This is a genomic window from Acinetobacter sp. AOR41_HL (assembly GCF_027854645.1).
Lineage (GTDB): Bacteria > Pseudomonadota > Gammaproteobacteria > Pseudomonadales > Moraxellaceae > Acinetobacter > Acinetobacter nosocomialis.
In genome coordinates this window covers 106,402-124,108 of record NZ_JAKTHZ010000025.1, presented here as the reverse complement: position 1 = coordinate 124,108, position 17,707 = coordinate 106,402, and the positions used below count along the sequence as shown (strand labels likewise).

Genomic DNA, 17,707 nt, shown 5'->3' with positions numbered 1-17,707 from the left:
ATGCTAAAGCATAACAACAGCTTAAAATTATGCACTAGATGAGGATTGGGCTTGAACAATGAAGAGGAACGTTACTCATAGCTTTTTGTTGGGCCTGTGCGCAATAACACTAAGTGCTTGTCAGAGCACTTACAATGTAGTGGATACTGTTCGTATTAAGCAGGCTGAACAAGAAAATTTGGGGCAGAATGCAGCAATATATTGTTCGGGCGCAAAAAGTTGCGAATTTGAACGGCTAAATGATATTACTGTTGTTGATGCACAGACACGTCGTATTAGTAATCAGGCAATTCATCAAGGAATTGTGAGATTAAATGGTTCGGTGTTAAGTCAAAGCAATAGTTTGTATTTATCTGTGCCTGCCAAACAATATGAAGTGGTGATTCGTTACTATCCGATTTCTCCAGATCGGGCAGAAACCATCCATGTTATTCACCAATTCAAAGCCAACCATCGCTATATGTTTAAAATGTACCGAGACAAATCTAACCGTTCGGGTAGTTTGCTGAATGTTTCTGTACCAGATCCATTATGTGTTGACTTAGAGCAGGATGGGCGTGTAATTCGCCGTTTTTGTCGACCATTTGATGTAACCACAGGACTCGGTGAATTTCTCGAACAGAAAAAACTAACACCACGACAGTCATAACACTGTCTTGTCTTTGAAAATGGAAAACTTCATGTCTAAACAGATTTTAATTTTGGCTGGCGATGGGATTGGTCCTGAAATTGTTGGGGCAGCAGAAAAAGTATTAAATAAAGTAAATGAAAAATTTAATTTGTCTTTGACTTGGGAACATGGCTTGTTAGGTGGAGCTGCGATTGATGCTCATGGAGAACCGTATCCAGCTGTAACAAGTGAGCAAGCCAAAAAAGCTGATGCCATTTTATTAGGCGCCGTTGGTGGACCAAAATGGGACACTATTGAACGCTCTATTCGCCCTGAACGCGGTCTTTTAAAAATTCGTAGTGAACTTAACTTGTTTGCTAACTTGCGCCCAGCGATTTTATATCCACAATTAGCCGATGCTTCTAGCTTAAAGCCTGAGATTGTTGCTGGTTTAGATATTTTAATTGTTCGTGAATTGACAGGTGGTATCTATTTTGGTCAACCACGTGGTATTCGTGAACTCGAAAATGGTGAAAAACAGGGCTATAACACTGACGTTTATTCTGAGAGCGAAATTAAGCGTATTGCAAAAGTTGCTTTTGAACTTGCAGGATTACGTGGCGGTAAAGTGTGTTCTGTAGATAAAGCCAATGTTTTAGAAGTAACAGAGCTTTGGAAGCAAACAGTCACGGATTTACAGCAAGCCAACTATCCAAATATTAAGCTTTCACACATGTATGTGGACAATGCTGCCATGCAGCTTGTACGTGCGCCTAAACAGTTTGACGTAATCGTGACAGGCAACTTGTTTGGCGATATCTTGTCTGATGAAGCAGCAATGCTTACAGGCTCAATTGGTATGTTGCCGTCAGCTTCTTTAGATGAAAATGGCAAAGGCATGTATGAACCTTGTCATGGTTCGGCGCCTGATATTGCGGGTCAAAATGTGGCAAACCCATTAGCAACCATTCTTTCTGTTGCAATGATGCTTCGTTATACATTCCGTGCAGAAGCTGCTGCTAAAGCAATTGAAGATGCAGTAGGGCAAGTACTTGATCAAGGTTTCCGTACAGCCGATATTATGTCTGAAGGCATGACTAAAGTAGGTACAGCCGAGATGGGTGAAGCAGTCGTTGCTGCTCTTGCTTAATCGCTACTTTGCTAAAAAACGCAGCTTCAAGCTGCGTTTTTTTATGGTTGTGTTTAGCAAGCTTTACCTTCGTATTGAATAGATTCAGCAATGTCATTTTTAAGCTGAAAAATAACTTTGCAATTAAAATTAACATCGTAAGAGTTGCTCCCTAATGTCCCCGATTGAATAGGAACTGGATTACCACCCATCTCTACATTACTCACCATAGGAATGGGAATACTTAATGGTCGTAGAATCGTGTAGATGAGTTGATTTGATGTTTTTTGTGGAACATGCGCAATTTGAAAGCCAAGACCGCGTAAGTTTAGTTCTTGTTGAATGGTGGTCGATGATTTGCCCAGAAAGCCTTTTAAATATTCTTGTAAGTCGACAGATTGGCGTGGTTGAGTTGCGCAACCGTTCAAATAAATAGACATCACTGAGAGCAAGGTTATTCGGCATAAGTTCGGTATATTCATTTTTCTCTCTATCAAATTATATTTATTGTTAGATAACGGTAGGTTGGATTGCCTAGCTTGTAAAGAAAAAAAGGAAGTTTATGATAAATGGAGGATGAGTTTATCTAGCAATTCATACTCATATCTGAAAGGCTTTATAATTATTTTGCAAAAAACTTAAGGAAAACATGATGAAAAAAATACTTTTAGCACTTTTATGCAGCTTTGGAGTAACAGCGGTATATGCCGATAATTGCGACACTACTCGTAATACCTATGATGATATTTATTGTACAAATAAAATCTATGCGAGTGCTGATGCGGATCTAAATAAAAATTATCAGGCATTAAGAGCAAAATTGAATGCGACGCAAAGAAATACGCTTAAGAAGTCTCAGCTTGCGTGGATACGTCAACGTGATGCTGAATGTACAGATTCAAATAGAAATAGTGTAGACGTGCAGTGTCGTTTACAGACAACGCAGGAAAGAAACCATTGGCTACAAGAAAGATTGCGTGAATGCCAAACAGTTGGATGTAAGTCTAGTCGATTAAGTGAATAAATAAAGCAATAAAAAAGCCACATCATGAAGTGGCTTTTTTGCATTCACTAATTAGCGAGCACGGTACGTAATACGACCTTTAGTTAAGTCATATGGAGTCATTTCGACTTTTACACTGTCGCCAGTAAGAATACGGATATAGTGTTTACGCATTTTACCAGAAATGTGTGCAATAACTTCGTGACCGTTTTCAAGACGTACACGGAACATCGTATTAGGAAGCGTTTCGGTGACAACGCCTTCGAACTCAATGAGTTCCTCTTTATTGGCCATAGCCTACCTGATGATCAAATTGGAAAGGCGCAAATTATAGTCAATTTATTTAAAAAAAACAAGATAGACATCTTCTTGTTAAAGCATCTGGTTAAACTATGACTAGTAAAAAAAGATGTAATTTTTTTCACAAAACAACTCTAATTCTGTTGTCAGTTTGGTCAATCAACGCTAATCTAAAATCATAGTTATTAGGGACTGTTCATGCATAAAGAGTCAACAGCTCCTAAGTATCAATGAAGTATCTACATGGAAGGGCACTGCGTGGGTCAGCTAACAGATGCATCAGTTGTATTACGTTTTGGCTATCAAGCAATTCGTCGTGCAGGATTGCCAACAGAAGAAATATTAACTAAAGCGGGAGTCGCTTTAAATCAGGTCGATACAAATGCACGTACTCCGTTAAGTGCACAGTATGCCTTTTGGACTGCAGCTCAGGAAGTCAGTAAAGATCCAGACATCGGTTTGCATTTAGGTGAGCATTTGCCTTTGTACCGTGGTCAGGTGATTGAACATTTATTTATTAGTAGTGAAACCTTTGGTGAAGGCCTTAAAAGAGCTTTAGCGTATCAACGTCTAATTAGTGATGCATTTGATGCAAAGCTGGTTGTCGAAGATGGGCGTTGCTATTTAACCAATGGTGAGCAAGTGGGGGCTGATAACCTTGTGAATCGTCATTTTTCAGAATGTGCGATTTCTGGTGTGCTTCGATTCTTCAAATTTATTACCGAAGGTCAGTTTCATCCTATCTTCATCGATTTTAACTTTAGTGAAGGTGCTTCGGAAGATGAATATTTCCGAGTTTATGGCTGTCCGGTAAGTTTAGGGCAAAAAGAAACAAGGCTATATTTTGATCCTGCCATTTTAGACTTCCAGCTTTGGCAGGCGGAACCTGAACTATTGCAACTGCATGAACAGCTCGCAATTGAAAAGCTACAAGAATTGGCTCGTTATGATTTGGTTGGTGAGGTTCGTCGAGCGATTGGTTCAACACTAGAAAGTGGAGAAACCACGCTAGAAACTGTAGCAGCACAATTAAATATTACGCCACGTCGTTTACGCACTCAGTTGAGTGAAGCGAATACCAGTTTCCAACAAATACTTTCTGACTATCGTTGTCGTTTAGCTAAAAAACTTTTGGCAAATACCAGCGAGAGTGTGGAGCGTATTGTGTATTTAACGGGTTTCTCTGAACCAAGTACGTTCTATCGTGCGTTTAAACGTTGGACCAATGAAACACCAGTTGAGTACCGTAAGCGTAAACAGCACCGCTAATAAAAATGGGTTAAGCCTACTCAGGTAGGTTTAACCAATGTGGCCCAAGTGGTGGCTGTGGTAAGTCAAACTGCTCGGGATAGTAACATTGAATAAAGTAGAGACCGTCAGGTGGAGCAGTGACTCCTGCCGCTTTACGATCTTGTGCTGCAAACATCGTATCAATATGGTCTATTTCATACATACCTTGACCAATTTCGAGTAAGCATCCAACAATATTACGCACCATATGGTGTAAAAAACCATCTGCTTGAATATCTAACACTAAATAGCGGCCATGTTCAAATAGACGACAATGCGTTACATGTCGAACAGGTTTATTGGACTGACATGCTGCTGCGCGAAAGGTTTCAAAGTTATGTGTACCTTCAAATTTACTAGCAGCTTTAATCATCTTTTGCACATCTAGCTTTTGGTAAATGTGCGTGACCTGTTTATGTAAGAGGGCTGGTCGACAAGGAGCGTTATAAATAACATAGCGGTAACGTCGAGCCGTTGCCTTAAAGCGTGCATGAAAATTTTCATCCATCAGTTTTATCCACTGAATGGAAATATCTTTAGGTAACTGGCTATTTGCTCCTCTCAACCATCCCATTTCTGGACGAATGGCGTTCGTATCGAAGTGTGCCACCATATTCGTTGCATGTACTCCCGCATCTGTTCGGCCTGCACCGTGAAGTGCAATAGGTTCATCTGCGATTTTGCTGAGTACACGCTCGATAGTTTCCTGAACGCTGGCAACGCCTGGCTGTTGTGTTTGCCATCCTCGATATTGAACTCCGCTAAACTCAATACCGACCGCATAACGTTGCATAGCTTTACCTCTATTTAATGCAAATTTTCATTCCAATGGCTGAGCCATTGTTCTGGGGTTGGGTATTTTAAATAGATTTGAAGTGCTTTTGCATAAAGATCTGCATGACTATGTGCATCATTAATGACAATTTTTGCAGTTTTGGCCCATGCACTAATTGCATAACGTTGGTCAATGCCGCCAAATGTCACTTGTGTTGCCAAGATTGGAACACAACCATGAGCATAGAGTTCATCTAATGTTGCCAATAGTTCAGGGTTAACTGCGATATTGCCTGTACCAAAGCCTTGTAACACTAAAAAGTGCGGTGGAGCAGGAAGTAAGTGACGTAACTGTTGTACCAAGTGCTGTGTTGAAATCGGTTGCATCATCCAGTTTAAAATCTGAAATGAAGCAGCTCGTTCAATTTGAGCATCTTGTACGATCAATTCATTTTGTTGAGGCGTAAATTCAACTTCACTACTTAAACCTGAAAATGCATCGAGTTCAGTTGTATGAGTTTTTAATGCAGTTTGTGCATGGAATACTTGATGATGGAATGCAAGATAAGCACCTACAGGTAAGCTAATCACTTGTTCTAATGCAAGATATAAGTTCTCGATTGCATCAGTGAATTCACGAGTATTATCACCTTGAACATTGAGTAACGGGTATTGGCTACCAGTAATCACAATATGACAGCTTTGGCCTAAAATGCGAGCTAGGGTCGCAGCCGCATAACTGAGCGTGTCTGTACCGTGAATAACAACGAAATGCTGATAGCCTTCAAGTTGTAGTTGTTGTATGCGTTGAATTAGGCGTAACCAATCAGGAGCCGTACATGCACTGCTATCGACAATATTGGGTGCCGCAAAGCAGTCAACTGTTAAGTGTGGAGGTATCACTTTCTCAAGTTGAGGTAAGAATTGGTCATAAGGCATAGGTGCTAACGGCTCACCGACGCAACCAAAAGTACCACCCATGTAAAATAAGGCTATTTTTTTCATATTTTTGCAGGCATAAAAAAGCAGTCATCTCTGACTGCTTATGGTAAATCGAACAGTTCTAAGAAGCTATGCGATTAAGTAGGTTTTTCGCATGTTGTTGTTGTTCTGTGTTGAATTTTTGCTCATTAGCCTGTAGTAAATTGCGCGCTGCTTGGTTCTCACCAAACTTGATATATTGCTCAGCCAGTTTTAAGTCGAGCTCACTTTCATTTACTTGTTTTAATTCTGGAAATGCGTCTAGTAGTGGATCCTCTATTTGAGTTTGAGTAGCCTCTTTAGTTACTACATCTAGATGGTTTTGAGTTTCAATTTCTGGTGCTGTAACTAGTGCAGGTTCATCTAGCGAAAACTCAAGAGGTGCGATAGAGGTCGCTTCTAATGGTGCTTGTTCTACGAGTGTAATTTCATCTAATGATGGAACTTGTTCATCAGATTTTTTTTCTGAAATTGAAGGATTTAAGTCAAGGTTAAAATCTAATGCATTAAGGCTATTTTCTTGATTTGCTTTTACTTCTACTGCTTGAGTTTTTTCTTCATTTTCATGCAGAGGTGCCAAGTCAAAAGAAAACTCTAAATCAGCTAGTTCATTTGTTTCTTGAGATGACGAAACTTCTGGTATTTGCTGAGATGTTGATTGTTCTGGTTCCTGTACGGATTGACTGATATTTTCGGTAGCTGTAGTTTTTTCGAATGAAAAGTTAAATTCTAAAGGTTCAACTTCAAGTGCTGGTTCTTGTTTTACAGGTGTATAGTCTTTCTGCAAGTCATCAAAAGAAGTTTCAGAAGAACTTGTTGTTAACTGGTCAAACTGAGCAGTTGTGTCAGGTGTGTTTTTCGGTTCTTCATACGATTGAGCTTGAGGAAAATCAATAGCATCGGGTTGTCTTGCAGACTCATATTCTTTTTGTCTTGCTTCTGCTTTAATCGCGATTTCATTTAATGCCAAACTGCGAATGTGGCTAATTAGTTGTTGAATCGCGAATTCATCTTTTTGAGCAATATGAACTTCAAGAAGTAATAAATACAATTCATGCTGGGTATTGTCTTTTTTTAGTGCCTGATTGACTTGAGCTTCAGCCGCTGAAAACTGTTTTTCTTGAATGAGCTGTTGAATATTTTGACGAACAGCCTCAGGAACAGGACTACTTTGTGGAAGAGCAGGAGTGACTTCTTCAACTACATTGGTTTTACTTTTTTCACGCGAGCTTTTACTCGATTTGGCACCTGCTTTTTTGCCCGATTTTTTACTTATACTTTTTGGGGAGGTGGTCTCTTGTTTTTGGCCATTCTCGCGCTTTTTTAAAACAACAGCAACCACGAGTAATATGATAAACGGAATCACATATAACATTACTTTCCCCTTAAAAAATAAAATATTGCAATATAAAGCGAGCTAACTCTGGTTTTAACTTAGTGTTTTTGCTTGTGAGTTTGTTGCTGTGCTTTTAATTGCTGCTGTAACTCTGCCAAACGCGCATTCAGAAGTTGAATACGTTGGTCTTTTAAACTTAAAGTTTGATTTAGTTTGGTTACATTCCTTTGTAATGTAACGGTTTTTTCTCGAGTTGTCATAACTTTTACTGCTAACTCAGTATTGTTTTGACCTTGTTGTGTGCTCTTTTTTGCACTTCCATGATTAGAATTTGGGCTGTTCTCTGCCACAATGCTCATTTCAGCTTGTTGCAAACGATATTTAGCTCGGCCAGAAGTAGGTTTTGCTAAGTTAGCTTCAGTCGATTTAGGTTTTGTATGAGGCGCTTTAGCTGTATTTGCGGCTGTTAAATTTAGTGAAATTCCCTGACGTAAACGGTTTACATCGCCTTGGATAAAAGCATGTCGATTTTGAGCTTGGATATCTCGCATGACTTTAGCTACAGGTTGTTTAGTTTGTGCTGCAATACGATTGGCAATACTCCATAAAGACTCATTACGTTGTACGACATACTTACCTGTAGGTGCTGGACCTTTATAGGTGCCTATTTTTTGTTTTTTTTGTGTGTTTTTACTTAATAGATTTTTTTGTTGAGCAGGCTTAGGTTGGGCTGCTTTTTTGACTGTAGTGGCTTGATTGCCATTGTTCGTTTTGAGAGGAGCAACTGGTTGCTTGTCTACAGCAGATGGTTCTGTACTCATTGTTGCTATTGTTTGCTGTGGTGCTTGAGCTGAAGATTGGTCTGTAACAGAAGCCATAGGAGCAGAGCTATTTAAAGTTGGAGCAGTTCCAGTGCTAATGTTTAGATTGCGCTCATTAGCTGTAGTTTCGGCTACAGGTGTTGCTGTCTCAGCAGGTGTATACCGAGTACTTTCAGGTAGGTTTAACGCAATGTCTTTTTCATTTACGATAAATTGTGGTGAAAGTCGAGTTTCATTCGCAGCAACCTTTTTAATAGGCGATGGCTTTAAAACAGTTTTAATATGTTGAAGGCGAGTTGCATTACCCTCACTGACTTTTACGACAATATTCAATTCAGGATCAATAATAGGACGAGATGAGGTAATCACAATAACGCCAGTACCTTGGCCATTTTGTCGTGTATAAAAATTTAGATTACCAGGAGGTTGGTGAGTGACTCCCAAACTATTAAGATCTTCTTGAGTGGCTAAACTGACTTGTAATGGGGTATTTGGATCTGCTTGCTGAAAATTCATTTCTGCATAAAGTAATTCCCCAGGTGCAGATTGAATTTGAATAGGATCTAATGTAATCGCATAAACATAAGGCGAAGACATAATGGTGAAAATGGCAATTTTTAATTTGTTATATGCAGTCATCTCAATCCATGACCTGATCAGTCGTAAAGTCGTTCAAAATTATACAATAATGAAATGTAAATAAATTGTTAATTTTTCACAAACCAGTTACGAAAAAGCCGATCAAATGTGATCGGCTTTTTATTTTGACTGAATAATTCAGGTCAAATTATGAGCTTTTGTATTCTACTAAAATACGTAACATACGACGTAAAGGTTCAGCAGCACCCCAAAGTAGCTGATCGCCTACTGTGAATGCACCGAGATACTCTTTACCCATATTGAGTTTGCGTAAACGGCCTACAGGTACAGTTAAGGTACCAGTCACAGCTACAGGTGTAAGATCAGTCATCGATGCTTCACGTGTATTTGGTACAACTTTAGCCCACTGGTTTGAGTTACGAATCATATCTTCGATCTCATCAAGCGGAACATCTTTTTTCAGTTTGATGGTTAATGCTTGAGAGTGGCAACGCATTGCACCGATACGCACACAGTGACCATCAATAGGAACAATTTGAGAGTTACCTAAAATCTTGTTGGTTTCAACTTGACCTTTCCACTCTTCTTTAGATTGACCGCTTTCAAGCTGTTTATCAATGTAAGGAATCAATGAACCAGCAAGTGGCACACCAAAGTTCGCAGAAGGGAAGCCTTCACCACGTTGTAACTCAGCAACTTGACGGTCAATATCAAGAATTGCAGATTTAGGATCATCTAACAAAGTCTTGGTATTGTTGTACAAATAACCCATACCTGTTAACAACTCACGCATGTTTTGTGCGCCAGCACCTGATGCTGCTTGATAAGTCATAGCAGTCATCCACTCAACCAAATTATTTTGGAAAAGTGCGCCTACGCCCATCAACATAAGTGATACGGTACAGTTACCACCAACGAAAGTTTTAGTACCTTTCGCTAAACCGTCTTTAATTACGTTAAGGTTAACTGGATCAAGAACGATGATTGCATCATCAGACATACGTAAAGTAGATGCAGCATCAATCCAGTAGCCATCCCAACCAGTTGCTTTTAACTGTGGGAAAACTTCAGACGTGTAGTCACCACCTTGGCAGGTAATAATGACATCCATTTGCTTCAGACTGGTAATGTCTGTAGCTTCCATAAGTGCTGGGGCAGTCTTACCACCAAATGAAGGAGCTTCACCACCTGCATTACTGGTAGAGAAGTAGAATGGCTCAATATGAGCAAAATCATTCTCTTCAACCATACGTTGCATAAGGACGGAACCGACCATCCCGCGCCAACCGACCAGACCTACTTTCATGTCATTTTGCCTCGGTGCGTTAAAATTGTTAGGGGGAGTTGAGTGTATCAAAAGTGCTCACAACTGCAAGCGTTACAGAATCAAAACAGCAATTTTATTGAGTAGAATATCTTGTTTATGTTACATACAAAATTGATAAAGATGACAAAAACATTAAAAAACAAATCATCTTAAAAGAGTAATTTCAATGATTTATATCGAAGTTGTGTCTGTGGTGGTGATTTGGTTGACTTTCTGGTCACTTATCCCTCGTGATGAGTGGTGGTTTAGAGGGGCTGATTTTCCACGTTTACAAATTCTGTTTGTGGGCTTTATTGCTTTAATTGGCATGTTGTTTTGGCCGTCTGAATGGAACATATGGCGTGAGCTTTTACTTGCAGTACTCATTGCAGCAATTGCTTATCAACTTAAAATGGTTTTGCCTTATACCTTGTTTTGGAAAAAACAGGTTAAAAAGGTAAAGCAACATCAAGTAGATCCTAAAAAACAGATTTCACTAATTGTTTCTAATGTGCTTACACCCAATGATAAATATCATTTATTACTTGAGCATGTACGGACATTAAAACCTGATTTATTGTTGACGTTAGAAAGTGACAAGACATGGGAAAATGCTCTAAAAGAAATTGAAGAGGAGTACCCTTACCGTGTGCCTGTACCATTAGATAATTTATATGGCATGCATTTATATAGTCGATTACCGCTTAGAAATACTGAGGTCAAGTTCATTTTAAGTAATGAAATTCCTTCTATTCATACCACTGTAATCTTACGTTCTGGGATGCCTGTTCAGCTCTACTGTTTACATCCTAAGCCGCCTAGTCCAACTGAAGCAAAAGATTCAACACTACGAGATGCAGAGCTTTTAATTGTTGGAGATCAAATTAAAGATCTGGATGAGAGTTGTATCGTGATGGGAGATCTAAATGATGTCGCATGGTCACGCACAACACGTTTATTTCAGCGTATTAGTGGATTACTCGACCCGCGAGTTGGCCGACACTTTATTAATACTTTTCACGCAGATTACTCTTTATTGCGTTGGTCACTTGATCATATCTTTCATAGTACAGACTTTGGTTTAGTAAAAATGCAGCGTTTATCTCATATTGGCTCAGATCATTTTCCTGTCTACGTCGTTTTACAAACAGGTCGAATATTTGAAGAGATTCAAGAAGAAGTTGAAGAAACTCAAGATGATGAAGAAGAAGCTCAAGCTGCAATACAAGAAGGTATTGCTAAAGCTGAAAAAGAAGAAAAAATAGTGACTGATGAAATTGCAGAGCCTTATAAAGAGAAAAGTATATAAAAGCAGGTTGTAAGCAATATCGTACAAAGATTTGAGTCTAGGTCCAATAGGCAGGGGGAACTAAAACCCGTATTCTACATTCATCGGCACACGGAAGCGGGAATGGATAATCCCAAGTAAGGATGCACTAAGCTGATATGGAACGACATCACGGATAAGATGTTAGAACGGAAGCAATAAAAAGAATTATATACCCTGAAAGCACAACCTCATTTACCCGAGTTTTGCAGGACGCAGAACTCGGGTTGATATTTTATATAAATACCATTTAATTATTTGTAAATTAAAGAAATATTTTTAAGATTATCTTAATTTTAAAATCTATTTAATTATAGGTAGTTGTCCATAAGTTTTTTTATATATCCGAGCCTTTTTCGATGAAAATAGATACAAAAATTTTTTTTGATAAGTTTTTGTTTTTATAGATTATTGAAGAATAAATATAGGCTTTGGTCTATTTAGACATAAATTGGACTTGTTTAATTGGCAAATCTCAATAGAATGTGCCGATCGTTGACATGTTGGATCGTCAACAGGCATTGTTGTTTACTTCGCCGGATCGGCGGGTTGTGATTTGCTTGTGCATTTAAATTTCTGTTTGGAAATTAGTGTACATATTGAGGTTTCACTCTAAGATAGTGGTCTTCTCCCTCTCATATTTGATACTTTGCGGTGCATAAGGATTGTCTTATGAAGAATTTTAAATTTAGCCTTGCGTGGCAAATTTTAATTGCTTTAATCCTAGGGATAGTTGTCGGGGCTGTTTTACATAATCAGCCTGAAATCAAAGATAGTATTGTAAATAACGTTCTTACGCCGTTAGGTAAGATCTTTATTAGCCTGATTAAAATGATTGTTATTCCAATCGTTTTCTCTACATTGATTTTAGGTATTGCGGGTGTTGGCAGTACAAAAAGTCTTGGGCGTCTTGGTTTTAAAACCATTCTCTATTTCGAAATTATTACTACTATTGCTATTTTGGTCGGCTTGGTTGCAGCAAATATCTTCCATCCAGGTTCAGGCATTGATATGTCTCAACTGGTTCAAACTGATATTTCTCAATATAAGCATACAACTGAAGAAGTACAGTCACAGTCTCATGGTATTATCCAGACGATATTATCGCTTATCCCAACGAACATTATTAGTTCAATGGCACATGGCGAAATGTTACCAGTGATTTTCTTTGCTGTGCTTTTTGGTATTGGCTTATCTTCATTGCCAGCTACAACAAAAGACCCATTATTAAATGTATTTCATGCTGTATCGGAAACAATGTTCCGTGTGACACACATCATCATGAAATATGCGCCAGTGGGTGTATTTGGTTTAATCGCTGTAACTGTTGCAAACTTTGGTTTTGCTTCACTTATTCCATTAGGTAAATTGGTTGTATTGGTTTACGGTGCAATCTTGTTCTTTGCTTTAGTGGTACTTGGTTTAACTGCAAAAATGTTCAGCATCAACATCTTTACTTTGTTTAAGATTTTGAAAGATGAATTAATCTTGGCATATTCAACTGCGAGTTCTGAAACAGTTTTACCGCGTATTATGCAAAAAATGGAAGCTTATGGTGCGCCAAAAGCGATTTCTAGTTTTGTAATCCCAACTGGTTATTCTTTTAACCTTGACGGTTCTACGCTTTATCAAAGTATCGCAGCAATCTTTATTGCACAGCTTTACGGTATTGAAATGTCGATCAGCCAACAAGTTATTTTGGTTGTAACATTAATGATTACTTCGAAAGGTATTGCAGGTGTTCCTGGCGTATCGTTTGTGGTGTTATTAGCGACATTAGGTAGTGTTGGTATTCCTGTGGAAGGCTTAGCGTTTATTGCTGGTGTTGACCGTATTATGGATATGGCACGTACTGCGTTGAACGTTGTTGGTAACGCGCTTGCTGTACTTGTTATCAGTAAGTGGGAAAAACAATATGACTATGAAAAAGCTGCTGCTTATGAAGCAACATTTAAATAAGACTGCTTTCTTTTAGTTAATAAAAAACCCGCGATGATCGCGGGTTTTTTATTATGTTATTTCAATACACTTTGGTATAGCTCAAGGGTCTGGTCGCACATATCTTTTAAACTGAACATTGTCACAGGAGCAACTGTTTGCGGTTGTTCAATATGATACTTTACTGTTTCTACTAAGGCTTTTTCATTTTCAGCTTCAACAAGACCTTGTGGATATACATGAGATAAAATCTCTGCAACACCTCCACGGTTCCAGCCAATCACTGGCGTACCGACTGACAGTGCTTCTAATGCTGTTCTACCGAATGTTTCTGCCTGATTGGATAGAGAGAGCACAATGTCGCTAAAAGCGAGCCATTCACGTATATCTGAGCGATGTCCTACAAAGGTGATCTTATCTGCAAGTCCTTTGTTTTGAATGGTGCTTTGCAACTCACTTAAATAGGCCTGTTTTTTAGCATCGGCACCCCCCACAACAACAGCATGAAGTTGAGGATATTGCGACTGAAGTTGTTGCATCAATTCAATTAAGCTTTCATGTCCTTTTAAACGCGTAATACGGCCAGGCAGACAAAGTAAAAATTTATTTTCGAGTTCAGGAAAGTCATTAAAAACTTGATTAAACCACTGTGCTGAGGGTTGGTAGTTATGCGGGAAAGCAGCTGGATCAATCCCTCGATAAATCCGTACAATATCTTGTGGTGGACAGTTTTTATAATGGTCAGTGATGTATTTAACCACGCTGTCAGAAACGGCAATTACTTTTTCTGCCTGAGTCATGATCGCACTATAGCGATTGACTGAGTAGAAACCATGTACTGTACTGATGAGGTGAGGGCGCTTATGGGCTGGTATTCCTTTTAAAGCGAAGTGGGTTAGCCATGCAGGAACACGTGAGCGTACATGAACAATATCGGGCTGATGCTCTTCAATAAGTCGACGTAAAGGGCGGATTTGCCATAAGCTCGATAAAGATTTTTTATGAATCGGTAGTGTTAAGTGTTTAGAGCCCTCGGCTTCAAGTTGAGACACTAATCGTCCGCCATTTGATACAACCAAAGATTTGTGGCCTTGTGCAACCAGTGCACGTGCAATTTCCAGTGTGCCGCGTTCTACGCCACCGCTATTGAGTTCTGGGAGAAGTTGCATCACTTTCATTGTTTATTGCCTTTAGGTTGTAGCAAAGTAGTGTTTTACCGTTTATTCATTTAATAGGTGGAGTTTACTCCTTACTTTTGTTTTGGCAAAAGTAACAAAACCATTTGTTGGACTAACGACACATCCTGAGCGATTCCCAAAGCACTGCTTTAGGAATCAGCGCAAGGTAGTCCAACGGGCGACATCCTTGTCGCCTTCGCACGATAGTACATGCTGGTGTTTATTTAGATGTTTATTACTACAGTGCGGCCGTTACTAAAGATTATTTAATAGATCTCTTCATATCCCTCAGGACGTGTCTTAAATCGACGATGAAACCACATATATTGAGTTGGTGCGATGCGAAGCTGACTCTCAATAATCTTATTCACGCGGGTTGCATCATCGACTTCATCTTCGCTTGGCATATTGTCGACTGCAGGCTCAATCAAGATATGATATTTAGGGTCATGTACATCGCCATGACGATAAAAATATAAAGGGACAGCAACCGCTTTGGAAATTTTTAATAAACGACGGTGAGCCGTTACTGTCGCAGCTGGCACTCCAAAAAATGGTGCCATAACGCCTTGTTTAAGCCCGAAGTCTTGATCGGGACTATACCAAATGGCATCACCATCTTTAAGGTGACGAATTAAGCCGCGCATATCATCATGATCAATTTGTGCTTTGTAGATTGTGCCGCGGCAGCGATAAATCAGCATATCGAGTAGTGGATTATTTTGAGGACGATAAACAACATCAGGTTCAAAATATTGAGCGCATACATAACCACCGGCATCAAGCAAAGTACTATGAGTTCCCAGTAATAAAACGCCTTTGCCCTGAGCTTGAGCATCAGTAATGTGTTCTAAACCTTCAATTGTGACACGGTTTTTAAACCAGTAAGGTTTATACCAAGCGTTTAAGGTCTCAAAAATACCAAGCATCATATCTACAAAAACTTGTTTTGCTTGTTGCTGTACTTTTTCAGATGACCACTCGGGAAAGCAAACTTCTAAATTGCGAATAGTGGTTTTGCGGCGAGATTTTAAATATTTCCAAGCGATATTTGCTAACCCGTGAGCTAAACGCCATTGGATCGCCCATGGTAAAATAGCCAAAAGCATGAGGAAAGTAATCGCAATCCATACACCCCAATATTTAGGTAACAAAAAGGACCATTGAAACTCACCGGGCGTATAAGGCTGCTTTTGGCTCATAACGATATAAAGAATTTAAAAAGTTAAAACTGGCAAAAGTGTATCACGAACTGAATTTATCGTCGTAATACACAGGAGTAAATTGAAGTTTTAGAGCAGGGGGAGGAAAACAAAATGGTTATCGGCGGTGTTCTAAAAGAATACGAACAGCGAGTCCGGCTAATACAGTCCCCATAATCCAGCGTTGAATGCTTGCCCAAAGCGGTTTTTGCTGTAGAAAGAGCGCAATACTACCTGCAGAAAATACAATCAGTGCATTGACTGAAACACTTACAAAAATTTGTATGGTTCCGAGTTGAATGGACTGCGCTAAAATACTGCCTTGTTGTGGATGTATAAACTGTGGCAATAAAGACAAATACATAATTGCAATTTTAGGATTAAGTAAATTTGTCAAAAAGCCCATTAAAAATAATTTTAATGGTGAGTCAATAGATAAGTCTTTTACACTGAAAATAGGCGCTGCATTTGGACGTAATGCTTTCCATGCAAGCCAGAGTAAATATATGGCACCGACAATACGAATTGTGTCATAAGCATATGGAACTGCCACAACAAGCGCTGTGATCCCGAAAGAAGCGCAGAGCATATAAAATACAAAACCAACAGCAACCCCACCGAGGGAAATAAAACCTGCTATTTTGCCTTGACTAATGGAGCGAGAGATAAGATAAATCATGTTCGGACCCGGGGTGAGTACCATCGCCAAGCAAATGAGTCCGAATGCCAAAATTTGAGAGAGATCTAGCACGGAATTATCCTTAAATATTATTATACTGATAGGTATATCATAATTATTTTATATACAGCGAAACTTTATTCATTGTCTTTTTAAATTAAAAAATAAGAATAATTCAGTATGATATGAATATCCTGATTTCATAGAAATTTATGAGAAATCTCCATATCGATGCCACAAAAGGCATCTTAATTTTTCTGGTTGTATTAGGTCATTACCTTGAAAGGTTAATTGGCTGGAACGAGTCTCTAAATCAAGCGATTTTAGGGAGCATTTACTTTGTTCATATGCCAGCTTTTATTTTTATATCGGGCATGTTTTTTAAAGAAGAGAAAATACTAGAAAAATTAATTTACTTTTTATCGTTATATTTGCCATTTCAGTTTTTATTTCAATTGCTTGATGCCTTCTATAACGGAAGTCTTTGGACTGGTACATTTCATTTGGTATGGTTTGCTAAACCTTATTGGGTGTTATGGTATTTATTTGGTATGGGGGCTTGGACGGTTCTCGCTTTTTTCCTAAAAAAGACGGCATATCCAGTTCTGTTTTCAATAGTTTTAGCTTTACTGGTTGGATGCTCACCCATTAATAATTACAGCTATTCGATGGGTCGAATTTTCGTATTTCTACCTTTTTTTATGGCTGGGGCGATTTATGGTAAAACCATTTTTCAGTATATATCGCAGTTGCCTTATGCAAAGTTATTTGCTGTTATCACATTATTAATCATTACTGCTGTAGCGGCTATAAGTCATTATAGTTATTACTGGTTATTTGGCAGTTTATCTTATCTACAGTTACATGTGGATGTTTGGCAAGGAATGCTGATTCGCAGTGTAATTATGTTGCTATCGACTATGGGTGTTTTGAGTTTATTTGTACTCACTCAAAATTTTAAACAACCTTGGATTGATTTAGGCCAAAAAACGCTACCAGTTTATATATTGCATGGTTTTGTAATTATTGTTTTGACTCATCAACTAAGTTTTAAATATTCGGTCGAGATCAATATTTTCATTAGTCTTGTTTTGGCTATCCTCACTTGTATGATTTTGCAGTTACAGATATTTGAACGTTTAATTCGCTTCATCTCTTTATTTGTTTATAAACCTTTTATGGCATTACTAGAAATTCTAAATCCAAAAAAAGGGCTTTAATTAAAGCCCTTTT

Annotated in this window: 17 protein-coding genes; 7 read left to right on the top strand and 10 right to left on the bottom strand. The window is 38.7% G+C overall.

The features are described from left to right. Positions 1 to 58: 58 nt before the first annotated feature. Complete coding sequence (locus MKL35_RS10375; protein WP_004710709.1) at positions 59 to 649, top strand: hypothetical protein; 591 nt, start codon at positions 59 to 61, stop codon at positions 647 to 649. A 31-nt stretch (positions 650 to 680) separates the two neighbouring features. After that, positions 681 to 1,760, top strand: coding sequence for a 3-isopropylmalate dehydrogenase (gene leuB, locus MKL35_RS10370; RefSeq protein WP_032009888.1), 1,080 nt, complete (start codon positions 681 to 683; stop codon positions 1,758 to 1,760). Between the two features lie 53 nt (positions 1,761 to 1,813). On the opposite strand, the gene MKL35_RS10365 is transcribed toward leuB, so the two are convergent. Further along, positions 1,814 to 2,221 carry a hypothetical protein gene (locus tag MKL35_RS10365; protein ID WP_022575809.1) on the bottom strand — a complete coding sequence of 136 codons (408 nt, stop codon included), beginning with the start codon at positions 2,219 to 2,221 and terminating at the stop codon, positions 1,814 to 1,816. Positions 2,222 to 2,388: 167 nt separating this feature from the next. Here MKL35_RS10365 and MKL35_RS10360 point away from each other — a divergent pair, with 167 nt between their 5' ends. Beyond that, positions 2,389 to 2,763, top strand: coding sequence for a lysozyme inhibitor LprI family protein (locus tag MKL35_RS10360; RefSeq protein WP_079377136.1), 375 nt, complete (start codon positions 2,389 to 2,391; stop codon positions 2,761 to 2,763). Between the two features lie 51 nt (positions 2,764 to 2,814). On the opposite strand, the gene infA is transcribed toward MKL35_RS10360, so the two are convergent. Then, the gene (infA, locus tag MKL35_RS10355) at positions 2,815 to 3,036 is read right to left on the bottom strand and encodes a translation initiation factor IF-1 (protein WP_001284370.1); all 222 of its coding nucleotides are present in this window, start codon (positions 3,034 to 3,036) and stop codon (positions 2,815 to 2,817) included. Positions 3,037 to 3,300: 264 nt separating this feature from the next. Between infA and MKL35_RS10350 the strand changes: the two genes are divergently transcribed. Then, positions 3,301 to 4,311, top strand: coding sequence for an AraC family transcriptional regulator (locus MKL35_RS10350; RefSeq protein WP_004710706.1), 1,011 nt, complete (start codon positions 3,301 to 3,303; stop codon positions 4,309 to 4,311). 16 nt (positions 4,312 to 4,327) lie between these two features. Here MKL35_RS10350 and truA read toward each other — a convergent pair whose 3' ends face one another. The 5 genes from truA to asd all read right to left on the bottom strand — a co-directional run bounded on the left by truA (position 4,328) and on the right by asd (position 10,150). Then, a complete protein-coding gene (truA, locus tag MKL35_RS10345; protein WP_004710705.1) occupies positions 4,328 to 5,125 on the bottom strand; it encodes a tRNA pseudouridine(38-40) synthase TruA in 798 nt (265 codons plus the stop codon). A 14-nt stretch (positions 5,126 to 5,139) separates the two neighbouring features. Beyond that, positions 5,140 to 6,111, bottom strand: coding sequence for an asparaginase (locus tag MKL35_RS10340; protein ID WP_032009887.1), 972 nt, complete (start codon positions 6,109 to 6,111; stop codon positions 5,140 to 5,142). 58 nt (positions 6,112 to 6,169) lie between these two features. Continuing rightward, positions 6,170 to 7,462 carry a hypothetical protein gene (locus tag MKL35_RS10335; protein ID WP_032009885.1) on the bottom strand — a complete coding sequence of 431 codons (1,293 nt, stop codon included), beginning with the start codon at positions 7,460 to 7,462 and terminating at the stop codon, positions 6,170 to 6,172. Positions 7,463 to 7,521: 59 nt separating this feature from the next. Beyond that, the gene (locus tag MKL35_RS10330; protein WP_032009884.1) at positions 7,522 to 8,883 is read right to left on the bottom strand and encodes a type IV pilus assembly protein FimV; all 1,362 of its coding nucleotides are present in this window, start codon (positions 8,881 to 8,883) and stop codon (positions 7,522 to 7,524) included. 148 nt (positions 8,884 to 9,031) lie between these two features. Beyond that, a complete protein-coding gene (gene asd / locus MKL35_RS10325) occupies positions 9,032 to 10,150 on the bottom strand; it encodes an aspartate-semialdehyde dehydrogenase (RefSeq protein WP_002053322.1) in 1,119 nt (372 codons plus the stop codon). A gap of 187 nt (positions 10,151 to 10,337) precedes the next feature. Between asd and MKL35_RS10320 the strand changes: the two genes are divergently transcribed. Both MKL35_RS10320 and gltP read left to right on the top strand, forming a co-directional pair. Further along, a complete protein-coding gene (locus tag MKL35_RS10320) occupies positions 10,338 to 11,459 on the top strand; it encodes an endonuclease/exonuclease/phosphatase family protein (RefSeq protein ID WP_002053517.1) in 1,122 nt (373 codons plus the stop codon). Between the two features lie 690 nt (positions 11,460 to 12,149). Further along, positions 12,150 to 13,436, top strand: coding sequence for a glutamate/aspartate:proton symporter GltP (gene gltP / locus MKL35_RS10315; RefSeq protein WP_002053256.1), 1,287 nt, complete (start codon positions 12,150 to 12,152; stop codon positions 13,434 to 13,436). A 56-nt stretch (positions 13,437 to 13,492) separates the two neighbouring features. On the opposite strand, the gene MKL35_RS10310 is transcribed toward gltP, so the two are convergent. The 3 genes from MKL35_RS10310 to MKL35_RS10300 all read right to left on the bottom strand — a co-directional run bounded on the left by MKL35_RS10310 (position 13,493) and on the right by MKL35_RS10300 (position 16,546). Next, the gene (locus MKL35_RS10310; RefSeq protein ID WP_032009882.1) at positions 13,493 to 14,593 is read right to left on the bottom strand and encodes a glycosyltransferase family 4 protein; all 1,101 of its coding nucleotides are present in this window, start codon (positions 14,591 to 14,593) and stop codon (positions 13,493 to 13,495) included. 266 nt (positions 14,594 to 14,859) lie between these two features. Further along, entirely contained in the window at positions 14,860 to 15,795 is a 936-nt protein-coding gene (gene lpxL / locus MKL35_RS10305) for an LpxL/LpxP family Kdo(2)-lipid IV(A) lauroyl/palmitoleoyl acyltransferase (RefSeq protein WP_032009879.1), read from the bottom strand. 118 nt (positions 15,796 to 15,913) lie between these two features. After that, positions 15,914 to 16,546, bottom strand: coding sequence for a LysE family translocator (locus MKL35_RS10300; RefSeq protein ID WP_004883388.1), 633 nt, complete (start codon positions 16,544 to 16,546; stop codon positions 15,914 to 15,916). A 140-nt stretch (positions 16,547 to 16,686) separates the two neighbouring features. Between MKL35_RS10300 and MKL35_RS10295 the strand changes: the two genes are divergently transcribed. Beyond that, a complete protein-coding gene (locus tag MKL35_RS10295) occupies positions 16,687 to 17,694 on the top strand; it encodes an acyltransferase family protein (RefSeq protein ID WP_032009877.1) in 1,008 nt (335 codons plus the stop codon). Positions 17,695 to 17,707: the final 13 nt, after the last annotated feature.